Source organism: Pseudomonas sp. TWI929, assembly GCF_039673335.1.
Lineage (GTDB): Bacteria > Pseudomonadota > Gammaproteobacteria > Pseudomonadales > Pseudomonadaceae > Aquipseudomonas.
In genome coordinates, this window is record NZ_JBDJLK010000023.1 from 51,050 (window position 1) to 73,754 (window position 22,705).

The window sequence follows — 22,705 nt, forward strand, 5'->3', positions numbered from 1 at the left end:
CATGGCGACTCTCGAACATACACGGCACAACTTTGACCTGGTTGTGCTGGGCAGCGGCGCCGGTGGTTTTGCCGGCGCCGCCACGGCGGCGCGCCGCGGGCTGAAGGTGCTGGTGGTGGAAAAGGCTGAGTACTTTGGCGGCACCTCGGCGATTTCTGGCGGAGCGGTGTGGCTTTACGGCACCGAGCAGGCCCGCGTCGCTGGGGCCAAGGACACCCCCGAAGCCATGCGCACCTACCTCAAGCATGTCATCGGCACCGGCTACGAGCCCGCCTTGGTCGACGCCTTCATCGAGCACGGCCATCAGGCGCTGCGCTGGCTGGAGCAGAATACCGAGCTGCGCTATGCCCTGCGCCCGCACTCGCCGGACTATTACCCCGATGCGCCCGGTGCCACCCAGTTTGGCCGGGCGCTGGAAATGGTCGAGTATGACGGCAAGCACCTCGGCCCACATTTCAAGGACCTGCAGATGCCACCGCCCGGCATGCTGCTGTTCGGCGGCATGATGGTCAACCGCGTGGACATCCAGCACTTTCTCAGCATGCGTCGCTCGCCCAAGTCGCTGTGGCATTGCCTGAAGCTGATGGCACGTTACGCGCGGGACCGCCTGCAACACCCGCGTGGCACCCGGCTTACCACCGGCAACGCACTGATCGCCCGCCTGGCCACCAGCGCCTTTGCCCAGGGTGCTCAGCTGTGGTTGCGCAGCGAAGCCGTGGAGCTGATCGTCGAACAAGGCGTGGTTACAGGCGTGGTGGTACAGCGCGAGGGGCGCCGTGAGCGGGTACTGGCTCGCGGTGGCGTGGTGTGCGCCATGGGCGGTTTCGCGGCAGGCGCGCTGGCCGCCGGCTATCGGCCGGCCCAGCAAGCAGCGCACCTGACCATGTCACCTGCCAGCAACGACGGGGCGGCCCTGCGCCTTGGCCAGGCCGTGGCAGTAGCTCAGGGCGAGGGCCTGGCGGCCAACTTCTTCTGGGCGCCGGTTTCCGAACTGCAACATGCCAGTGGCGAGCGTGAACGCTTCCCGCACCTGGTCACCGACCGCGCCAAACCGGGCGTGATAGCGGTGGACCCGACCGGGCAGCGCTTCGTCAACGAGTCCGACTCCTACCACCACTTCGTGCAGACCATGTTCGCCAACGGCATTACCAGCTGCTGGCTGGTCTGCGATGCCGAGGCCATGAACCGCTATGGCCTGGGCCTGGCGCGGCCAAAGCCGGTGAACAACCAGGCGTTGATAGACGCCGGCTACCTGTACCAGGCTGCAACAGTAGCAGCCCTGGCCCAGGCCATCGGCGTCGACCCACAGGTGTTCGCGCAAACCCTTGAGCAGTTCAACGCCGATGCGCGCAACGGCATCGACCGCGCGTTCGGCAAAGGCGGCAACAGCTACAACCGCTACATGGGCGACCCGCAACACACACCCAACCCGTGCCTGGCGCCACTGGCCAGCGGCCCGTACTACGCCATCCGCATCCATACCGGTGACCTCGGTTCGGCCTGCGGCCTGGTAACCAACGCCGATGCCAACGTGCTGAACCGCAATGGTCAGCCCATCACCGGGTTGTACGCAGTCGGCAACGACATGAATTCACTGATGAAGGGCACCTACCCCGGCCCCGGCATCACCCTGGGCCCTGCCCTCACCTTCGGCTGGCTCGCTGCCAACCACATCACCGCGCGCCTGCAGGCGCCGGCCAACCACATGGAGACCCCGGCATGTACTACGAACTGAGAACCTACACCCTCGACCCACTGAAAATGGCCGACTGGCTGGCCCTGTACCAAAGCCATGCGCTGGAAGTGCAAAGCGAGTACCTGGGTAACCTGGTCGGCTTTTTCACCAGCGAGTTCGGCGACGTCAACCAAGTGGTGCATATCTGGGGCTATACCAGCCTCGACGAGCGCATGGCACGTCGCACAGCGATGGCAGCGGACCCGCGTTGGGCAGAGTTCTCACGACGCAACCGCGAACTGGGCGCAGTGCTGCGCCTGCAATCGCGGCTAATGCGGCCAACCGGTTTTTCACCGCTGCAATAAAACCTTGTTCCAACACCTGAGCGGAACCGCACAATGCAACCCCTCGAATGTGACGTACTCGTCATCGGCTCCGGTGCCTCTGGCCTGGCTGCCGCCGTTACTGCCGCGCATCACGGCCTGCATGTGATCGTCGCGGAAAAAGCCAGCCAGCTGGGCGGCACCAGCGCCTGGTCGGGGGGCTGGTTGTGGATACCGCGCAACCCGCTGGCCATCGCCGAAGGCATCGTCGAAGCCGACGGTGCCCCAGAGCGCTACCTGCGCGCACAAACCCATGCCAGCGAGTTGGACCCGCGCCAATGCGCCTTCCTGCGCCATGGCCCGCAGATGGTGGCGTTCTTCCAGCAACACACCGCTGTACAGTTCCAATCCGGCAGCCGCATGCCCGACATGCGCGAAGGTGACGGCAGCGCGCGTGGCGGCCGTTCGCTATGTGCACTGCCTTTCGACGGGCGCCAACTCGGGCCTTGGCTGCACAAGTTGCGCCCACCGCTGGATATTGTCAGCCTGGCCGGCATGGGCATCGCCGGTGGCACCGACATGGCCGCCTTCTTCAACGCCACCCGCTCGCTCAAGGCCGCCTTGCATGTCAGCACGCGCCTGTTGCGCCATGGCCGCGACCTGCTGCTGCACCGTCGTGGCCAGCAACTGGTCAACGGCAACGCGCTGGTGGCACGCCTGCTGCGCAGCGCCCTCGATCTTGGCGTGACGCTGCTGACCGACAAACCGGCCACTCGCCTGCTGGGCGAAGGGCGGGTCAGCGGTGCGTTGTTTGCCGATGGCCAGGTGATTCATGCCCGCCAAGGTGTGGTACTGGCCTGCGGTGGTTTCCCGCATGACCGCCAGCGCATCGCGCAACAGATGCCGCATGCGCCGACGGGTGACCAGCATTACTCCGCTGCGCCCAGGGAAAACAGCGGTGACGGCCTGCGCCTGGGTGAACAGGCCGGTGGCCTGGTGTCTACAACTGCGGCCCATGCGGGCGCTTGGGCACCTGTGTCGCGGGTGCCGCGCAGCGATGGCAGTTTCGGCCACTTCCCGCACTTGATCGACCGCGCCAAGCCCGGCTTCATCGCCGTGCGCCGCGATGGCCGACGCTTCGTCAACGAGGCCGATTGTTATCACGACTTCATGAACGCACTGTTCGCCGCCACGCCGCAGGGTGAGCAGCCGCAAGCCTGGCTGATCTGTGATCACACCGCCCAGCGCCGCTATGGCATCGGCTGGGCCAAGCCCTTTCCCTTCCCTACCCGCTTTTATCAACGCTGTGGCTACTTGCAAAGCGGCGCTACCCTGGCGCAACTGGCGCAGCGCTGCGGGATCGATGCCGCGCAGTTGCAGCGCACGGTGGATGGCTTCAACCGCTATGCCACCCACGGTGAAGACCCTGCCTTCCAGCGTGGCGCATCCGCTTACAACCGGGCCCAGGGCGAACCGTTGCAGGCCCCCAACCCGTCGCTGCGGCCGCTGCTGAAGGGGCCGTTTCACGCAGTGAAGGTGCTGCCGGGCAGCCTCGGCACCTTCACCGGGCTGGGCACGGATGCCTCGGCCCGCGTGTTGGACCACGCGGCGCAGCCGATCCCCGGGCTGTATGCGGTGGGCAACGACATGCACAGCGTGATGGGCGGGCACTACCCGAGCGGCGGTATTACCCTGGGGCCGGGCATGACCTTTGGGTATCTGGCTGGCAGGGCGTTGAGTGGTTTATAGGCGCCTTGGCACTGTTGCTGGGCCTGATTTTCATTAGGGCTGGTCATCCGATTGCCCCGCCTGAGCCACCTTGGGTAACTGTTGCAACAAACCGCGTGGCAAGCGGAAGCCCTTGAATGGCTGCTGGGTAATGGGATTGAAGGCTTTTTCCGCGTTGAGCCGGTAGCGCATGACGCCATCACCGGCCCGGAAACTCAGGTCCACGCTGGTTGCCGTCCGCCCATTGAGCGTACCGCGACTGAGCAAGCGGAACATCGACCATGGGCCGCGGTATTCCAGGCTGCTACTGTTGCCGTTTTGTCTGAGCAAGGTCAGGTTGCTGCGCACGTGCTGCCCCAGGGTATTGGGCCAGACGATACCGATGATCTGGCTCGGACCATGGGTGTAGGAAATCAATTGGCCATCCAGATCAAGCAGGCTGGTGCGCTGATTGGCACTCAGCCCCAACGGCTCGATGCTGAACTGCACGCTCAGGTTGCCACGCTGATCGAAGAAGGTTTCGCGGATGCGATCTGCCAGCTCCAGCTGTTCGATCACATCACTGCGGACCAAGGACTGCCCCTGCTGACCTGCCTGCAAGGCTTCGAGGTTTTCCTTCAGGAACAGCTTCAGGTATTGATCGTTAAACTGCTGCAGCCGCCCCTTGGGCCCGAAGAACGCTTCAAAGTCATCCAGGGACGCATCGGGCGCCCTCACCGAGAACGGGTAACGCCCTGCCAGACGCTGCTGGAAGAAGCTGTAAACCTCAACATCCCAACGCCGCTCCAACTCACGCAATGCTTCAACGCTTAACACTTGCGCAGTCTGGTCCGCCACTTTCCTGACTTGGAGGTTGAGCGGTTCCGGCAACCCTGTAGCCACTCGCTGCAAGGTAGCAATCGGGTCTTGCCCGGTCATCAAAAAGCGCTGGTGCACCGCTTGCAAAGCAGCCTTGCCTCGTTCCGGGCTGTCCTGTACCGCCTTGGCATAGTCGTGAACGGCCGCTATGGCGCTGAGGGTTTCATCGTAGTAGCTCGGCTTTTCGCCTGCTGCCTGCAACATGGCACTCAGCCCGGCAAACGCACGCTGGATGGCCAAGGCTTGCTGGTGTTCGGGATTGCGGCTCGCTGGCCGCAGCGCATCTGCCTCACCCGGTATTTCGATACCTGCTGGTGACACCAACGCCGTGTTTTCCCTGACCGTATCCAGTAACCGATGCAGCGGCGCCGCAGGCCCGGTCAACTGTTCCAGGATCGCGACAGCATGCTCCAGATCACCGAAGTCAGCCACCGAGAAGGCATTCAAGGCACGCCGCCAACTGTCAATGTAATCGGCGCTGTACAGGTTGCGCAGGCGTTCAGCCAACGCATCCCGATCGGCGTCCGAATAATCGAGTTGGCCGCGCTCACCCAGCGCCCACTGGTCGATCATTGCCATTTCAGCGAAGCGCTGACTGCGTGGCTCGAAGTACTCCTTGAACCCTTTGGCGGTGAGCATAGGGGCAAGCAGGATTCCATCATCGCCCTGCCTGGCCCCGGAGGACGGTTGGTACACCACATCGAAGGCCGGCCCTACTTGGTGACGCAGGTCCAAGCCGGTGTGCAACTGCTCATCGGCCTGTTGCTTGAGAGCGGCATAAACCCGCTGCGGCAGCGGTACCTTGCGTAATGCCTGCTGCACTTCGACGACACGCTGGCGATACTGCGGCAATTCGGTATCGGCATAGGCCAAGGCGTATTTCAGGTGCTGCATGAGGTCGCGCTGCAGTTGTCCTTGCCCTGGGAATGCCTGTTGCCACTGCCGGGCCATCCACTCCTCGACCCATTCGGGCCGGCGGTTCTGGCGGTCCTCCAGCATTCGATACACCCTGAGTGCGGCCATTTGCTGCTCGCTGCCGGGTGGGGCTGCGTTCATAGCATCGATCACACCGCTGGCCAAGGCCGGCAAGAAGTGTTTGGAGAGTAGATCCAGATACGCCTCATCGACGCGAGGGCCGATTGCGCGCCCCTGATACAACCCTATATCAGCAACGCCCGGCCACGCAGCGCGATAGTTGCCAAATACCGACACGGCATCGCGGATCTGGTCCAGTGGCTCCAGCAGGTTGCGCCCAGTCGTGTCCACGCGCTGATCCACTTCGTGATGGCTGTACTCCCGGCTCTTGGCAAGCACCATGGTTGCATTGGTGGCGTTGATATCGAAGTAGCGCTGCCAACTGGCAATGACGACACAGAACGCCAGCACACCGACACCAGAACCGACCCATAGCAACTGGCGCTTGGTGCGGGCCACCCTGACGTTGTCCCCGGCAACCCCGACTTCCCGGTAGATAACTCGCCTGAACGCCTGCTGGATGAAGTAGGCCGACGCCTTATTCTGTGCCTTGCCTTCACGCAGGGGCAGTTTTGTCGTGTAGGGCTGTGCCGCCTCACGGACGAATGCATTAAGCATGTCCCCCTGCTGCACGACCGATGAAAAATACACACCACGTACCAAGGCAGGCGTAGTGAAGCGGTCACTGGCCAGTGTTTCACGCAGAAAATTCAGCAATATCGGCTGCAACCCAGCCAGCTGTGCATGCAAGGTGAACAGGCGCGCACAGTTCGGAGCACTGCCCAACCCATCGAGTTGGTCAAAAACCTGCTCGAACAGCAACCTGATCAAACGATCGAAGTGTTCGCCATATTCGACCAGCCAGGCATCGTATGAATCGACCGTATCCAGCGTAAACGTAAAGCCCAGCAAGTTTTCCCGCCCGGAGGCTGAAAGGTTGCTGTAGAGCTGGTCGAAGCCATCCAGCAGGTCGAATTTGGACAACACCACATAAAGCGGCAGGCGCGAACCTAGCTGGCTACTCACCTCATACAGGCGCGTGCGCAAGACGTGAGCCAGTGCGATACGTTGCCCGGGTGTACCATGCAGCAGCGCAGGCAAGTCGATGACCAGTACCAATCCATTGAGCGCTCTTTGGCTGCGATTGCGCAGCAGCCATCCCAGCAGGTGATGCCACAGCCTGGCCGGTGTACCGGGCGGTACGTTTGGGGCGGGCACTGATGTGTTCTCGGCTGGCACACCTGCCGTTACCTCTTGGCTGATGAAAACACCAGGCGGGTCGATAATCACCGCGTCATTGCTGACCCACCAGCCCACAGGATAGGCAAGCGCATCATCCTGCCGACCACGAGCCTGGGCTCTGTCGATACGGGTCAAAGAGAAACGCTGATCGGTGCGATCAATGAAGCTGGTCTTGCCCGCGTGCTCGTCTCCCAACACCAGATACCAGGGCAGTCGGTACAATGCGCTGCGCCCGCCGGCATTGTCGAAATAGCAATCAAGCCCATGGTTCAGCGCCTTCTCTTGCGCTTGGACGAACGGCAACGTGCGATCCAGTTCAGCGGCAACTGCCTGCTTGCGCTCTGCCTGAAGGCGGCGAAAGCGGGTGCGTAACACAAGCAGCCAGCACAACAGCGGTACCAGCACCAGGACCAGGCTCGCCACAATACGATAAGCTCCGTTGGCCAGTGGTTGTTGCTCGCGCCACGTCCAATGCGGGCCAAGCCACCAGATGGCAATCAGCAGCAACACGACGCCAAGTGCTAGCAGCAGCGGCATCGCCAGGCCAATACGGTTAGCCAAGGGCAACCCCCAGCGTTTGAATTGCTTCCATAGAGGATTCATCAGGGCTCCAGATCCTTGTTCTGATCGGCCAATGCGGTGGACATCGCGCGTTGCTGAAGCCGTTGGAACACCTCGGGCTCCCAGGCATCGGCAGTGGTTTGCTGCATCGTTCGCGCTATTGCGGCGCACAAGTCCTGGGCCAACCAGGACACGCCGCGCGTAGCCAGCAAGTCAGCGGCGATGAGTGTGGTGTGGGAGCGTTCACGCGGCGAATGAAGCCCCCCTTGCATGCCCTGCAGTTTCAACAGCACCTGCTCGACACCAATGCTTTCCAATTGAGCGTCAAGTTCCTCTCGCAGGCTGCGGAACTCATGGAAGGCAGCGCCCTGCTCCGCCATTTCCTGGCGACCTTTTAGCCACGCCAGGCATTGTTCATCGACGAACGCCGTACCATCGCTGAAGCACAGTTGCTGCAACGACGGCAGGCGCTGGACAAAGCGTGCGGTCGTACTGCGAATGGCCTCGCTGACCTCCGGCATCGCCAGCTGCGACGCCACTGTTGCCGCCAGGAAGCTTCCACGGAACCAGTATGGGGCTGCCGTGATGCTCTTCTCGATCCGGTGTAACAACGCAATGTCAATCGAAGTGGCAGCTGCGGCATTTTCGTAACCGGCGGCAACATCTGGCGGTACCGAAATCAGCCCCGTGCAGTGCCGCTGCTTCGCGGCCGGCGCAGCCTGGATATGCGCCCACAACCCGAAGCGACGTAACTGGTAGCCAGTCGGGTCGTAGGGATCCTGTTGATTGATGAGCTCGGCCATACTCAACACGGCCCGCCGCGTTTCGCGTTCGTTGCCAATCGTGACCCGAGGCGCAGGCATGGCAATGACATCAGCCAGCGGCGCAGGCTGGATGCTGGCAACCGGCTCGGCAGCCGCGCCAACACCATTGGCCAGGTCTGTGTGCTTGAGTAGCAGGCACCCCAGTTCGCTCAGAACAGCATCATCCAGTTGTGCAAAAGCCTGTTGCTGGTTCAGACGCCGCAACGCATCCTGCGCCGCGACCGCATAGGCAGGGGTGTACGTGAAACGGTCAAGGCGCGGCAGCGCGTCGATCAAGCGATTGAGCACAATGCCAACCAGCTTGCGCTTGCCGAGGTAACCTTTAGGACCCGGTTTTGGATGAGCGGTTTCCCAATAGCATTCAACCATGCCAGCCAACAATGCCAGGGTGACTCCCCAGCGCTCCCAGCAACCACTGCGCAGCCACGCGACACTCAGATGCGCGGCGATCCGCACGTGTTTGCAATGCTGGGCCAGGTACTGAAAGGACGCCTCTTCAATGTAGGTCCAGTCGATTGAAGCTTCCTGCAACCCACCCAGCTTGACCATCTCCTGGTCAATGGCCTGGTAGGTCTCGTCCTCCACATCAAACAGGCCAGCCGGTACAGCCGGATCGATCGGCATGAGTAGCCGGTTGAGTTGCTCTTCCAGCCCCCCGGTTACCAGCGACATGTGCTACGCGCCTTGCTGATCAAAAGGTCCAGCCCCTGGGCATCGAACATCAGGCCATCAACCGCAGGGTTGCCGCTGAACAGCTGTATGCGCTGAGCCCCGATGAGTTTCTTGATTTGCTCGATGGCGGGCAGCCCCCGTCCGGCGTCGAGCACCTGCCCGTTCTCCATTACCTGCCAGGGCGTTGCAACCGTCGACTCATCCATCCCCTGTAACCGAACCTTTACCCACCTCGCATCCAGAGGTTTTCCGGTAATCAACTGCAGCCTCGAGATGCTCTCTATGCAACTGATTGCCAGGTACGAGCGTGGCTCGGCCGACGCAATTGCTGGTGCTGATATCACCAGCCCGTGTATCCGCCAGTCTTCTTCACCTGCACTGGCAAGGAAGGTCAGGTCATCTGGCCCCCGTGCAGTTTCGTTTGCCATCACACGCAGCACACTGGGCGCCTCTTGCTCGGGGGTTGACCACTGCCGCTTTACTGCATGCGCAGGTGTGTTCGCTGCCTCATCGAAGCACGCCAGACGCTCCACGTTAGACACGATCATGGGGCAATCACGCACCGGGCTTGCGAAAGCCTGCGGCAGACTAAACAGCAACGAAATAACAGCACCACAGGAATAGCGGGCAATCATCTTAAGTTCACTCTCCTTGCAGTTACACATACGCCCTACGAGATAAGTCGCACTTTCCTACAAAATCAATCCACCAAACTAAACAACACTCATCCCATCTAGCCAAACGAAACTGGCCGGAGACTAGTGCATCACGAACAGGCAATACAAATAAATATTTTCTTACATCTTATCGCTCGACTCCCAACGCAATCAAAGCGCATGGTTTTTACGCACAAGGAAACTTAGAACCGCTCAAGCGTTTACCAATAAACACAAACCTGTAGGAAACTTCCTACATATAAAATACAAGTAGCCAAGGATATGAGGCCATGAGCAGATCTTCCGGATCCGTAGCGCCCAAAGAGCGCATCAACATCAAGTATGTACCCGCCACCAGTGGCGCACAGGCGGAAGTAGAGTTACCGCACAAGATGCTGGTCCTGGGTGACTTCGGCCTGGGTGACGACCGCGCGCTTGAAGACCGTGCAGTCATGGGTATCGACAAACACACATTCAACAATGTCCTGAACGACGCCGACGTGCGCCTGGATATGTCCGTGCCCTCCATGCTCAGTACTGCCCCGGATGCAGAGTTGGCGGTCAACTTGCAGTTCAGGTCGATCAACGACTTCGGGCCCGACCGCATTGCTCGCCAAGTACCCGAACTGAACAAACTGCTGCAACTGCGTGAAGCGCTGGTTGCCCTGAAAGGCCCGCTGGGCAACGTACCGGCATTCCGCAAACAACTGCAGCACCTGCTGAATGACGAACACGCCCGTAGACAACTTGCCAAAGAACTCGACCTGGTGCTTGAGGCACCAAAAGAAGACTGAGACAACGGAGCGTCCCCATGCCGAAGCCAAGCAGCACTACTGCAACCGTCGATGCAACTAGCGAAACGTTGAACAACGCTACCTTGCTCGACCAGATCATGGCAGAAACCAAGTTGGTACCCGCTCAGGAGGGCTACCAGGTTGCCCGCCAGGGTGTATCTGCCTTTATCGCTGAAGTCCTCAAAAGCAATGACCCAGATCAACTTATCAACAAACATCGCGTCGACCAGATGATTGCAGAGTTGGACCGGGTCCTCAGCAAGCAGATGGATGCCATTCTGCACCAGCCTCAGTTCCAGCAACTGGAGTCTTCCTGGCGCAGCCTGAAATTATTGGTCGACCGGACGGACTTCCGTGAAAACATCAAGCTGGAGGTCTTGCATGTCAACAAGGAAGAGCTGCTCGATGACTTCGAGAATGCGGCCGATATCACTTGCAGCGGCCTGTACAAGCACGTTTATACCGCCGGTTATGGACAGTTTGGTGGCGAACCGGTTGCTGCCATGGTCGGTAACTACAGCTTCGGCCCCTCCTCCCCGGATATCAAACTGCTCAGCTACATGGCCTCCGTCGGCGCCATGTCACACGCCCCGTTCCTCGCTGCCCCCTCACCGGAATTCTTCAACCTCAGCAGCTTTGAAGAGTTACCCAACCTCAAGGAGATCAAGGACATCTTTGCCGGCCCTAGGCATGCCAAGTGGCGTGCTTTCCGCGAAAGCGAAGATGCCCGGCACGCCGCGCTGACCGGGCCGCGCTTCATGCTCCGCTCAGCCTACCACCCGGAAGAAAAGTCGATCGAGAGCTTCAACTACGAAGAAGATATCGCCGGGCGCCACGACAACTACCTGTGGGGCAACTCCGCCTTCCTGCTGGCCAGTTGTATCAATGACAGCTTTGCCCGCTACCGCTGGTGCCCAAACATCATCGGCCCCCAATCGGGTGGGGCCGTCGAAGACTTGCCGGTGCACCTGTACGAGTCGCTGGGGCAATTGCAGGCCAAGATTCCTACCGAGGTGCTGATTTCCGACCGCAAGGAATTCGAGCTGGCCGAAGAGGGCTTCATCGCCCTGACCATGCGCAAAGACAGTGACAACGCAGCATTTTTCTCGGCCAATTCGGTACAGAAACCCCAGAACTTTCCCAAGACTACCGAAGGCCTGCAGGCACAGACCAACTACAAGCTCGGCACCCAGTTGCCTTACCTGTTCATCGTCAACCGGCTAGCCCACTACATCAAGGTGCTGCAGCGCGAGCAGATCGGCAGCTGGAAAGAGCGACGCGATCTTGAGTCCGAGCTCAACACATGGATCAAGCAATACGTAGCCGACCAGGAAAACCCATCTGCCGATGTACGCAGCCGTCGACCGCTACGCGCTGCCAAGGTTGAAGTTTCGGACGTTGCCGGTGACCCGGGTTGGTACCAGGTTTCGCTCGCCGTACGCCCGCACTTCAAATACATGGGGGCAAACTTCGAGATCTCCCTGGTCGGGCGGCTCGATACGCAATGAGTACTCTCTTTGATCGCTTGATGGCGGATCCGACAGTGCCCCAGAAGCCCTCTCGGCAGGAAAGCGCAGCACACAAAGTCACCGCCATCAAACACCACCTCGAAACGTTGCTCAACGCACGCAAGGGTTGCTCGCAGAGCAGCCCTGAGCTTGGCCTGGCTGATTTCAATGGGCATGAGGCAAGCAACGGTGACCTGCTTGAGCAGGTGAGTGCTGATATCCGCCGCACTATCCAGTGTTTTGAACCCCGCATTCACGTGCGCGCGCTCAAAGCGGTGCCAGATTGCTACGCGCCGCTGGAGTTGCATTTCAGGCTGGACTGCCAGGTGCAGGTCAACAACCACACGGAGCAGCTGCAACTGGAACTGCTGGTGAACGGGCACAACCGCCATACCCGCGTGAGGTAACCCATGTCTCTGAAGGACCGATTCAACGAAGAGCTGCGTTACCTGCACGAACTGGGTAACGACTTCGCCAAGGACAATCCGCGACTTGCCCGGTTTCTTGGCAATGGCGCGAGCGACCCTGATGTCGAACGCCTTATGGAAGCCTTTGCGTTCCTGACGGCCAAGCTACGGCTCAAGCTGGAAGACGACCTGCCAGAGCTTACGCACCCCATGCTGCAGTTGCTGTGGCCCAACTACCTTCGACCACTGCCCAGCGTAACCATCATACAGTTCACACCGCGCAAGCAATCGCTCAGCCAGTCACAGCAGATCCCCAAAGGCTCAAGGTTGTTCTCAAAACCCGTAGACGGTGTCGCCTGCGAGTTTCGTACCTGCACAGCGGTAAACATACACCCGTTCGAAATCGACACGGTTGGCGCAACACAGACCCTGGACAGTTCCGTGGTTCACATCGGCCTTCAAACCATGGTCGAGCGACCGCTGGATACATTGGGCTGTACCAGCCTCGACCTTCACCTGAGTGGCGACCACCGCACCGCGCGCACGCTGTATCTGTGGTTCTCGCAATACCTCAAGCATGTCAGCGTGACCATCAACGGCGAGGTTCGCCGGCTACCGGCCAGCAGCATTGCCTTTCCAGGTTTCAGCCCTGACGAAGCCATGCTGCCCTATCCGCAGAACGTCTTCGATGGCTACCGGATCCTGCAGGAATACTTCATTTTCCCGCAGCGGTTTCACTTTTTCACCATCACAGGGCTGGACAGGCTTTGGCCCGCAGAGCAAAGCCAGCAGGTGGGCCTAGAGTTCCACTTCACCCGTCAGCTGCCTGACTCACTGCGTGTTGGCAATGCAGATTTCAGGCTGTTCTGTACCCCAGCAGTCAACCTGTTCAAACACAGTGCCGAGCCCATCGACCTTTCCAGCGAGGTTGCCCAGGTCGAGCTGAAACCTAAAGGCGCAGAGCAGTACGCTTACGAAATATTCAGTGTCGATGAGGTAATCAGCACCCGCACCACGCCAGACGGGAGCACCGGCGAACACCTGAGAACCTTCCGCCCCTTCGAGTCGTTCGCCCATGAAATCGAGCATGTCCAAGGGCGCACGGCGTTGTATTACCGCTACAAACTCGCAGAGTCGCTGAACGGCGATGGCGTCACGCACCGCATTGCTTTCGTGCGCGCCGATGCCAATGCGTACATTGGTGAGCTGGAAACGGCATCCATCGACCTGACCTGTAGCAACCGCGACCTGCCACTGGCGTTGAGCATCGACGACATCAACGTGCTCACCGAAGCCACCCCGCCCCTGGCAACCTACACCAACATCTGCGCCCCCACCCGTCCCTGTCGCCCGGTGCTGGATGGCCAGTTGCAGTGGGCCTTGATTTCCAACATGTCGCTCAACTACCTGTCGCTGCTCTCAGTCGAGCCACTGAAAGCGGTCATCCGCGCCTATGACTTCGTCGCCTTGCACGACATTCAGCAAACACGCACCACAGCCAAGCAACTCGACGGCATCCGCGAAATCCACACAGCACCCTTGGATTGGCTGATCAAGGGGCAGCCCGTTCGTGGCCTGCACACCCAGCTGAAGCTGGACCAGGCTGCCTTCCTCTGCGAAGGCGACTTGTACCTGTTCAGTTGCGTACTCGCCCACTTCTTTGCCCTGTACGCCAGCATCAATTCCTTCCACCAACTGGAAGTGATCAACACTACCAACAACGAGCATTACACATGGCCAATCCAGACCGGCAAACAACCGCTGATCTAGCCGACAAGCTGCTCGCCGAAGCGTACCAGTACAACTTCTTTCAGTTACTGGAGCGTTTGCATGGCTTATACGGTGACGACCTTGAGCCGCGCTGGCCAAGTGAGGCCGCCCGGTTGCGCGTGCGACTTGCCTGCGACCCACGGCTGACCTTTCCCGTTTCGGACGTGTACAAAGCCGAACGTATGCCCGGCGAAGAACAGCGCTATCGCGTGTGCACCACCTTCATGGGTTTGCATGGCACCGATTCGCCCTTGCCCACCTATTATCTTGAGCAAGTGGCATACGAGCATGCGCAGGGCATCGGTGTGCGTCCAGCATTCTTCGACTTCTTCAACCACTACCTGCTCAGCCTGCTGCACCGTATCTGGCGCAAATACCGCTACTACATCCGCTTTCAGCCGGGAGCCACCGATGGCTTCTCGCAGTACATCTTTGCCCTGCTCGGCCTGAACGACAAACAGCTGCGAGGGGACACGGAACTGCCCTGGAGCCGACTGCTCAGCTTCGCTGGCGTCATTGCCAGCCGCAGCCGTGCACCGGGAACCGTGGCCGGCATCATTGCCCATTGCTTCGACCTGAAGCATGTACAGATCCGTGAATTCGAAACGCGCTCAGTACCCACTGCAGCGAAGCAGCTCGTATGCCTTGGCCGTAGCAACGGCGAACTGGGCCGCACCTTCATGGTCGGCAGCCGCACGCGTACCCGCAGCAGCAAATTCACCATCGTGATCAGCGAACTGGACCAGGCGCAACTGCGCGACTTGCTCCCCAGCGGCATCAATTTTGGCCGCTTGCGCGCGCTGATCGACTTTCTACTGCGTGATGGCCTGGCCTACGACCTGGAACTGCGCCTGAAGCAAAACGCGCTATCGCCCTTCTGCCTGCACCGCAGCAAAGGTGCATATCTGGGTTGGACCAGTTTTGTAGACGACCGCCATGGCCAGATAAGCCCCGTCGTGCGGTTCCGGGGGCGCTCATGAGCACATTGACCTTGAACATCACCAACCTCGACCAGTTGCAGCATAGCGTTACTGCTCGGCACCAGTTCGATAGCGCAGGCGGCACCATCGGCAGTGCAGCGGCCACTTGGCAGATCAATGACCGTGCCCAGACCGTTGCGCCGATTCATTGCGAAATCCGCTGGATCGAGGGCAGCTTCTGCGTGATCGATCACTGTAACCGCACCTACCTGAACGATAGCGTCCTCAGCTTGGGAGCGCTCACGGCAAGGCGGCTTGTTGAAGGCGACCAACTGCTTATCGGCGCCTATCGGCTGCAGGTTCAGTTCTCACAAACCGATGCACGCCCGCTAGCGGACCTGTTCAACCCTGGCCTGAGGGTACTCGACCGGCTGATAGCCGATGTTTGCGCCGAAGCTTGGCAAGCCGAAATCCCAGCCGCCCAGGCCGCTGTGGAGATCTGCTCAGTCTTCACGACGGTCACAGGTAATGACCCGTTGGCGGCACTGGACGCTGAGGCAGTTGCGGAGTTGACGCAAGAGAACCCGCTGCAGCGCCTGATTTCAGGAGAACACTCATGACGCGGCCTCCGTTCGTAGTCGCCCTGTTGGCCATTTTGATCGGGATAACGGGCTGCACGTCCCTAAGCAGAATGAGCCAAGTGGTCATGGACCACTCGTTACCCATTGGGCCGCCAAAGGATCACCCAACCGAGGTTGCGTTCAGCATCAATGCCAGCCCTACCCTCAATGGCAACCCGAACAGCTTCGATATTGGGGCCGAGCATGAGAGCGCTCTGGAGCCCAGCCCTTACGCGGTAAGCCTGAGTGCTGGTGACCCCGTCGCCCTGACCGAAAAAGTCGGGACGTTATTCGAATACCTTCAGGAACAATTTCCTGCAATCTCGCCTGTCGTGATGGACGAGGACGATGGCAGCAATCCGCCTCGCTCCCCCTTGGAAGAGAGCACGCCCGGCAGCTACGACGACCCAACGGTTGTGCTGACACTACCGCACACTACCACGGAAGCCGCAGCGTCCGTTGCTACGCCCATGGCCATCAAGATCCTGCAGCTGCGCGACGACTCACTGCTACGCAACAGCGTTTATCAGCTGCTGGATAAAGACCCCGCCAAGACCCTGCGCAGCACCTACATCCGTGATGACGATTACCTGTTGCGCCCCGGCCAGTTCAAGTTCATCCCCTTCGCGCCCATTGAGGCAGACACCCGCTTCGTCGCAGTGATTGGCGACTACCGGAGTCAGGACAACGCGACCTGGCGCCAAGTGCTGCGCATTCCCCCACGCGGTCACCAGATCATTCTGTCGGTGCTGCTCAACGACACGCAGCTGCTGCTCAAGGAGGAAGACTGATGCCGTCTCCAGCCCTGCCCTTTTCGCCTGCTCACGCTGACACGGAGTGCTCATGAGTACACGTAACCCCGTCCTCTGGCCTGAGGGCCTGTACGTAAAACCGCAGCATTTCCAGCAGGCGGCCCGGGCCAGTGAAGCGGCCCTGCATCAACGCCTTGGAAGCCTCAATGCTGCCTTTTACGGTTTCAGCGAACTTCAACTGAACGACGAGTACCTCAGCCTGGGCAAAATCGCCATCACCCGGGCACGGGGCGTCATGCCGGACGGGACGGTGTTCGATATCCCCGCAGATCTTCCGCCACCGCCACCGCTGGAAATCGACGATGACGGTTCAAAGAACAGCGAGGTGTATCTATGCCTGCCATTGCGTACAGAGGGTGGCCGTGAAGTCAGCTGGCCCGACAATGCCGCCAACTTTCGCTACCTGGCCCAGGCGCAGGAAATCAAAGATACCCATACCGCCGACGGCGACTTGGCGCAGGTCGACGTGGCCGTCCCCAACCTGCAACTCAAACGCCAGACCGACGATAGCAGCGCCTATACCCGCCTGGCCGTGGCGCGCATTCTGGAACGCCGCCCCGACGGGGGCGTGCAGCTGGATGAAGCCTTCTACCCCACCTGCGTGTCGGTGCGGGCAGTGCCGGCGTTGCAACGTTTTCTTGAAGAAATCACCAATACCCTGCGTGAACGGGCGCGCAACCTCGCCGCTCGCATTGGCGGTGCCGGCCAGTCGGGTATCGCCGACATTCGCGATTTCAACCTGCTGCAAGCCATGAACCGCTGGTGGCCATGTTTCCAGCACCTGACCAGACAAGCCCAGACACACCCCGAACAGCTGTACCTGTGCATGAGCCAGGCTTGCGGCGAGTTCGTGACCTTCACTGACGAGAGTCGGCTGTCACACGAATACCCAGCGTATCACCATACCGCGCTGCGCACTTCGTTCAAGCCGCTGGAGGACACGCTGCGCCGGGCACTCAGTACGGTCCTGCAACCGCGCGCAGTGTCGTTGCCACTGATAACGCGGGCCTATGGTGTGATGACGACCACGCTGGAGGACCGCCGGCTGATCGATGCGGCCGACTTCATCGTCGCTGTCCGTGCCCATCTGCCATCACAAGTGTTGCGCCAGATGTTCGTGCAGAAGGTCAAAGTCACTTCACTCGAATCACTGGAAGAACTGGTGCCGTTGCAACTGCCTGGCATCCCTTTGACCCCATTACCGGTGGCACCACGCGACCTGCCCTTCCATGCAGGCTTCAGCTATTTCGAACTGGATCGACGTGACCCGGCGTGGGCTTGCATGAAAACAGCAAACGGCTTCGGTATCCACATCGCGGGGGATTTCCCTGGCCTTGAGCTGCAGTTCTGGGCAATCAGGAGTGAGTAGGATGGAGGAGACCAACAAGGCCCCCAGCGATATCGCAAATGGCGAAGGCACACCGCTGCACGCGAAGCTCGAGACACCATTGCCCAGTGCCCCGTCCATTTCTACAACACCCGCAGCCCCGGCGCAGAAGCCCGAACCTGAGCCCCTTGATGAAGGCTACCCGGCTGATCCGGAGTACAGGCTACGGGGCTGCTACGACAATCTGATGCTGGATGCTGCTGCACCGCTGTTCGGCCTGGTCATACGCCTGCGCACACTGGATGAATTGCCAAACATCAAAGATGTACATCGGAAAGTGCGCAACCAGATCGAGAACATCCAGGAAGAAATGCGCCTACACGGCTACGAGCCCGCCCAGGCGTTGGCGTATTCATATGCCCTGTGCCTGTACATCGATGAAGCGGTGATGGAAAGGCCCTGGGGCAAGAACAGTTGCTGGAGCCAGGAACCACTGCTCAGCATTTTCCACGACGAAACCTGGGGTGGAGAAAAGTTTTTCACGGTGCTGTCCCGCCTGATGCAGGAACCCGCGCGTTATCAGGACGTACTGGAATTCATGTACTTCGCGCTGTGCCTGGGCCTGAAGGGCAAATATGCCATTGCACCTAAAGGCGAAGAAACACTGAAGGCGCTCATCCACCAACTTCACGGGATGCTCCGGGAACTGCGCGGGCCTACACCCGAAGAAATCTGTGACCCCTATACCAATGTAGCCCCGCGAAACTTCCGCATGACCCGAATATGGCCATGGTGGAGCCCTCTGGTGATTTCCGTCCTTGCCATGGCAGTGGCCTATGGGATCTACAGCTATCGCCTGCACCTGATCACCACCGAGGTTCTGGAAACACTAAACGGCATTTTGCAGCAGTAAGAAGCCGCTACACGCACAACGCGTCTCAACGAATTAGCGAGACACCCCTCTCGTTAACAAGCCCATCGTTTCCGATGGCCATCCCTTACAAACAAGGGCATGTAAACACACTGAAACTGGAGTACATCATGGCATCACCAGCTTATTTAAAAATCACAGGCAAGGTACAGGGCAATATCAGCGAAGGTGCAAGCACCGCAGAGTCGATTGGGAATATTTACCAATCCGAGTTCGAAAACGAGATCATGCTTCAAAAAGTCGAGCACGAGATCAACACACCTATCGATCCTCAGAATGGACAGCCTTCGGGCAAGCGTGTGCATGGTCCCTACAAAGTTACCTTTACCACGAACAAATCCAAGCCCCTGTTGTTGGAAGCAATCTGCAAAGCCGAGTTGCTCCCAGAGGTTGTCATCTCGCAGTACCGAGCAACCAGCGAGGACCCAAACGAGTTCTACTACAAAACCACACTTACCGACGCGACCATTATCAAACTAAGGACCGATCAACCCCACGCTCAAGAGGACACACCGACACCCCGGCACCAGGAGGTAGAGGTCTGGTTCTCCTACCGAAAAATCACCGAATGCCATGAAATCTGCGGTACAGAAGGATCCGATGACTGGCAGAAGGCTTGAAGCGCCACCATTCCTTTAAGGCATCGCGTGTTCCGGGCAGCTTGCTGCCCGGACACCTGAAACCATCAGACGGCGGACAAGGAATTATCATGCCTAGCCAATCCGATCTGTATTACAGCTTTCAACCGCTCGCCAGCCGATTAGCATTCGAGGTGGTTTCCTTTACATTAAAAGAAGGTATAAACCGCAACTTTAAATTGACACTTGAACTGATCAGCCATGACCACGACGTAGACTTCGGGCAATTACTCGACAAGCCTGCATTGTTCACCATCTCGCGCGCAAACCACCCACTACGCCATGTCCATGGGCTGATCAGCACATTCAACCAAGCCGATAGCGGCCCTCATCGCACACGCTATAGCGCTGTCGTTGAACCTCAACTGGCCCGCGCCAACCTGCGTTCGAACTGGCGTATCTTCCAGCAAAAGACCGTCCCGCAGATTCTTGAACTGATACTGATGCGTCAGGGCATCAGCCAATACCAAATCGGTAAAGGGTTCGACCATCAAGTTCGGGAGTTCTGCGTCCAGGCCGGAGAAACCGATTTCGATTTTTTTGCTCGTCTCCTGGCTGAAGAAGGCTTTGTCTACCGTTTTGAACATACAGAAAAACACCACAAGCTCATCATTACCGACCGGCTACTGACCTTCGGAAACATCCCATGCCATCCATCCCCCATCAACTACAAGGTTGAAGGCTATGCCAATGACGAGGAGCCCGCCAACGCCTACAGCGTGTTGTACAGAGCCAGCAGCGGCGGCGACCAGGCAATCCCTTGCTTGAGACGCCTGTGCTACAGCGAAAAGGTGCGTACCGCACGCCAGGTGCAACGCGACTACACCTTCACCAACCCGGCCTACCGACAGGAACACAGAGCGTCCGGCCGATATCTGGAACATCAGTCTTCTGACTACGAACGCTTCGATTACCCAGGCCGCTACAAGCGCGATGCCGTTGGCAAGCCGTTCACTGAAAACCGCATCACTGCACTGCGCCACGATGTCCGTGTTGCCGAAGTAGAAGGGGACGATGTACGCCTGCAGCCTGGCCTGGGTTTTACACTTGTGGGCCATCCGCGCGCTGATTTCAACGTGCATTGGCGAGTCACTGTGGTCACTCATGAAGGCAGCCAGTTCACCAGCCTGCAAGAAGAAGCCGCCGGCGTCGACCAGAGCACACGCTACGATCAAGTCGCACAGCTCGTTCCCGGTAGAACGGAGTGGCGCCCTGCCCCTCTGGATAAACCTCGCGTCGATGGACCGCACATGGCGACCGTCGTCGGACCACCTGGCGAGGAGATCTATTGCGATGAATGGGGCCGGGTCAAGGTCAGCTTCCCTTGGGACCGCGAAAGCCAGAACAACGAATTCAGCTCCTGCTGGGTGCGGGTATCCCAAGGCTGGGCTGGTGGCAGCTGGGGTTCGATGGCAATCCCACGTATTGGCCAGGACGTGATCATCCAGTACGTCAACGGCGACCCCGACCAGCCCATGATCACCGGGCGCACTTATTGCGGTGATCAGCTGCCGCCTTACGACCTGCCCCAACACAAGACCCGCATGACAATCAAAAGCCAGACCCACAAGGGTGATGGCTTCAATGAACTGCGTTTTGAAGATGAACTGGGCCAGGAAGAGGTCTTCATCCATGCACAGAAAGACCAGAACATCGTGGTCAGGCACGATGAGACTACCCAGGTCGGCAATGACCGCAAGGAACAGGTCAATAACGACGAGTCGATTCTGATTGGCCATGACCGCACTGAAACGGTCGGCAATGATGAGCGCGTCAGCATTGGGCATGACGCCGCTCTCAATATCGGCCGAAACCAGACCATCAAGATCGCCAAGGACCGTATTGAAACCATCGGCAATCACCGCCACGACCAAATCACAGCCAATCACCACACCAGCATTGGCGGCAACCTTGAGCAGCAGGTCGAAGGGCATGCCGAGCTTGAAGCCCGAGGCGAGATCCGCAGGCGTACCCGCCGCTATGTGCTGCGCACAGCGGAAGCTGTGATCATTCAGGGCCCTGGCGGCTCCATCCAGATCGATGAGACAGGTATCACCCTCGACAGCCCGACCATACGTATCAACGGCCAGATACTCAAATCAGCAGAGGGGGCAAGCAACCTCTTTTCCATCAGTGGCGCGCCGGTCAATGGCAAGCCCCTGGATCGTCAGTGCGGGCGCCGCCCCGATGGCTCCTGCCCCTTGCCCGACTGCCGCTGCATCAGAGGGCCAGGTCGATGAAAACAGCGCCCTCAAACATGCTGCCAAGCGCGCATTTCGGGAACAACGCGCGCTTTCTGCTGCTCCTGACCCGCGCGCTCGAGTACTGGGCCTATAAGCCAATATCCCAAATACTCGAAAATGGTGAGCTGGTCCCGGCCTATGCCCCTTCGGTGCTTGAGCTTATCAATGAAGTCAGCCGTGACACCCAGCATGCGTGGCTGTGGCGGCGCAGTGCCCTGGACGAACGTCATGACTTCGGGCCGGTGCTGGTAGACGTATCAGACGCGCCCGAACTGCTTGCCCATGCAATCTCCACCTGGATGCCCATCGGCGGCGCCATCGCGCTGGATGCCGATATTGGCCTTGCCGAGTTGGCAGACCATTTCACCAGCCTTGTACAGATCTCGCTTCCGGATCAGGGGCTGGCCACTTTTCAGTTCAAACCGGACCACCTTGCAGCCTGGTTGGATGCGCTGGATGACGGCCACCGGGCTACCTGGCTCGGGCCTGTGACTTCGCTGGCCTGGCGAGTCAACTGGGGGCCGGCTCACGAGTGGAAAACGCTTGAACGCAGCCCGACCTCTGCCCGTTCCTTTTCGCAAGCCCCGTTGCTCCTGAGCAAGCTTGAACTTGAGCGGCTGCAAGCAGGCATGCACGAACACTTCGTGCTCACGTTGGCCCACGAGGTGTTAGCCCTGCCACAACACGACAGCCACACACTGGCCGATATCAGGCATTGGATTGAAACCCTGCTGCCGCAACTGAAAGCCCTCAACTTTCGCGACGAGGAAGTCGCCGGGCAGTTCATCAGATTGATGGCCAGACACATGTGGCTCATGAGCAACGAACAGGCCGGGAAGATCTACACCAACCTCGAAGAGTCACCTCAAGGTCGCCTTCGCGAATTGCATGCATTGATCGAAAGCAAGGAGCCCGCCCATGAATGACGCCAGTGTCAGCAGCGCCACTTCCGGCCCCGCCTGTAGTGCACGCATCCCCATACTGCCGGTGCGCTATGCCATCGTGCCGCGCAGCGGCGACATGCCCGCCTGCCGCTATGCCGATGCAGGCTTCAACCTCGAACAAGGCTTCGGGCCGTTGCAACATTCCGCCTACACCTTGCGCGCGCTACGCCCAGGCTATGTCTACGTGTTCATGAAAGGCACCCTGGGCGAAAAGCTGGTCATCCATGAGTACGTCGGCGCGGGCCTTTACAAGGAACTGCTCTACCGCGGCCTGGAG

General features: G+C 59.5%; 19 protein-coding genes. 16 read left to right on the forward strand and 3 right to left on the reverse strand.

What is annotated here, in order from left to right; translation table 11 throughout:
* The first annotated feature begins 1 nt into the window (after nucleotide 1).
* The 3 genes from ABE456_RS12365 to ABE456_RS12375 are packed head-to-tail and all read left to right on the forward strand — an operon-like array spanning nucleotide 2 to nucleotide 3,747.
* The gene (locus tag ABE456_RS12365) at nucleotides 2-1,735 is read left to right on the forward strand and encodes an FAD-dependent oxidoreductase (protein WP_346644177.1); all 1,734 of its coding nucleotides are present in this window, start codon (nucleotides 2-4) and stop codon (nucleotides 1,733-1,735) included.
* Nucleotides 1,720-2,040 carry an NIPSNAP family protein gene (locus ABE456_RS12370; protein ID WP_346644178.1) on the forward strand — a complete coding sequence of 107 codons (321 nt, stop codon included), beginning with the start codon at nucleotides 1,720-1,722 and terminating at the stop codon, nucleotides 2,038-2,040. Before ABE456_RS12365 ends, ABE456_RS12370 begins: the two co-directional genes overlap by 16 nt.
* 33 nt (nucleotides 2,041-2,073) lie before the next feature.
* Entirely contained in the window at nucleotides 2,074-3,747 is a 1,674-nt protein-coding gene (locus ABE456_RS12375) for an FAD-dependent oxidoreductase (RefSeq protein WP_346644179.1), read from the forward strand.
* A gap of 33 nt (nucleotides 3,748-3,780) precedes the next feature.
* Here ABE456_RS12375 and tssM read toward each other — a convergent pair whose 3' ends face one another.
* Genes tssM through vasI form a run of 3 tightly spaced genes read right to left on the reverse strand, consistent with a single transcriptional unit; the run spans nucleotide 3,781 to nucleotide 9,493 of the window.
* Entirely contained in the window at nucleotides 3,781-7,404 is a 3,624-nt protein-coding gene (tssM, locus tag ABE456_RS12380; protein ID WP_346644196.1) for a type VI secretion system membrane subunit TssM, read from the reverse strand.
* Entirely contained in the window at nucleotides 7,404-8,858 is a 1,455-nt protein-coding gene (gene tssA / locus ABE456_RS12385) for a type VI secretion system protein TssA (protein ID WP_346644180.1), read from the reverse strand. The genes tssM and tssA overlap by 1 nt, the downstream gene beginning before the upstream one ends.
* Nucleotides 8,846-9,493 carry a type VI secretion system-associated protein VasI gene (gene vasI / locus ABE456_RS12390; RefSeq protein WP_346644181.1) on the reverse strand — a complete coding sequence of 216 codons (648 nt, stop codon included), beginning with the start codon at nucleotides 9,491-9,493 and terminating at the stop codon, nucleotides 8,846-8,848. Before vasI ends, tssA begins: the two co-directional genes overlap by 13 nt.
* Nucleotides 9,494-9,804: 311 nt before the next feature.
* Here vasI and tssB point away from each other — a divergent pair, with 311 nt between their 5' ends.
* The 13 genes from tssB to ABE456_RS12455 form a co-directional block, all read left to right on the forward strand.
* Nucleotides 9,805-10,308 carry a type VI secretion system contractile sheath small subunit gene (tssB, locus tag ABE456_RS12395; RefSeq protein WP_346644182.1) on the forward strand — a complete coding sequence of 168 codons (504 nt, stop codon included), beginning with the start codon at nucleotides 9,805-9,807 and terminating at the stop codon, nucleotides 10,306-10,308.
* A gap of 17 nt (nucleotides 10,309-10,325) precedes the next feature.
* A complete protein-coding gene (tssC, locus tag ABE456_RS12400) occupies nucleotides 10,326-11,816 on the forward strand; it encodes a type VI secretion system contractile sheath large subunit (protein ID WP_346644183.1) in 1,491 nt (496 codons plus the stop codon).
* Nucleotides 11,813-12,223 (forward strand): type VI secretion system baseplate subunit TssE, encoded by a 411-nt coding sequence (gene tssE, locus ABE456_RS12405; RefSeq protein ID WP_346644184.1) that lies wholly within the window; start codon nucleotides 11,813-11,815, stop codon nucleotides 12,221-12,223. Before tssC ends, tssE begins: the two co-directional genes overlap by 4 nt.
* Nucleotides 12,224-12,226: 3 nt before the next feature.
* Nucleotides 12,227-13,993, forward strand: coding sequence for a type VI secretion system baseplate subunit TssF (gene tssF, locus ABE456_RS12410; protein ID WP_346644185.1), 1,767 nt, complete (start codon nucleotides 12,227-12,229; stop codon nucleotides 13,991-13,993).
* Nucleotides 13,957-14,973 carry a type VI secretion system baseplate subunit TssG gene (gene tssG, locus ABE456_RS12415; RefSeq protein ID WP_346644186.1) on the forward strand — a complete coding sequence of 339 codons (1,017 nt, stop codon included), beginning with the start codon at nucleotides 13,957-13,959 and terminating at the stop codon, nucleotides 14,971-14,973. Before tssF ends, tssG begins: the two co-directional genes overlap by 37 nt.
* Nucleotides 14,970-15,533 carry an FHA domain-containing protein gene (locus ABE456_RS12420; protein ID WP_346644187.1) on the forward strand — a complete coding sequence of 188 codons (564 nt, stop codon included), beginning with the start codon at nucleotides 14,970-14,972 and terminating at the stop codon, nucleotides 15,531-15,533. Before tssG ends, ABE456_RS12420 begins: the two co-directional genes overlap by 4 nt.
* Nucleotides 15,530-16,324, forward strand: coding sequence for a type VI secretion system lipoprotein TssJ (tssJ, locus tag ABE456_RS12425; RefSeq protein WP_346644188.1), 795 nt, complete (start codon nucleotides 15,530-15,532; stop codon nucleotides 16,322-16,324). Before ABE456_RS12420 ends, tssJ begins: the two co-directional genes overlap by 4 nt.
* Before the next feature lie 52 nt (nucleotides 16,325-16,376).
* Nucleotides 16,377-17,714, forward strand: coding sequence for a type VI secretion system baseplate subunit TssK (tssK, locus tag ABE456_RS12430; RefSeq protein ID WP_346644189.1), 1,338 nt, complete (start codon nucleotides 16,377-16,379; stop codon nucleotides 17,712-17,714).
* A 1-nt stretch (nucleotide 17,715) separates the two neighbouring features.
* Nucleotides 17,716-18,585, forward strand: a complete 870-nt coding sequence (gene icmH / locus ABE456_RS12435) for a type IVB secretion system protein IcmH/DotU (protein WP_346644190.1) — start codon at nucleotides 17,716-17,718, stop codon at nucleotides 18,583-18,585.
* 128 nt (nucleotides 18,586-18,713) lie between these two features.
* Nucleotides 18,714-19,223: an Hcp family type VI secretion system effector gene (locus tag ABE456_RS12440; RefSeq protein ID WP_346644191.1), complete on the forward strand. Its 510-nt coding sequence runs from the start codon at nucleotides 18,714-18,716 to the stop codon at nucleotides 19,221-19,223.
* A gap of 89 nt (nucleotides 19,224-19,312) precedes the next feature.
* Nucleotides 19,313-21,481, forward strand: a complete 2,169-nt coding sequence (gene tssI / locus ABE456_RS12445; RefSeq protein ID WP_346644192.1) for a type VI secretion system tip protein TssI/VgrG — start codon at nucleotides 19,313-19,315, stop codon at nucleotides 21,479-21,481.
* Complete coding sequence (locus ABE456_RS12450) at nucleotides 21,478-22,410, forward strand: DUF4123 domain-containing protein (protein ID WP_346644193.1); 933 nt, start codon at nucleotides 21,478-21,480, stop codon at nucleotides 22,408-22,410. Before tssI ends, ABE456_RS12450 begins: the two co-directional genes overlap by 4 nt.
* A partial coding sequence (locus ABE456_RS12455; protein WP_346644194.1) for a toxin VasX occupies nucleotides 22,403-22,705 on the forward strand: 303 nt, incomplete at its 3' end. The genes ABE456_RS12450 and ABE456_RS12455, both read left to right, overlap by 8 nt.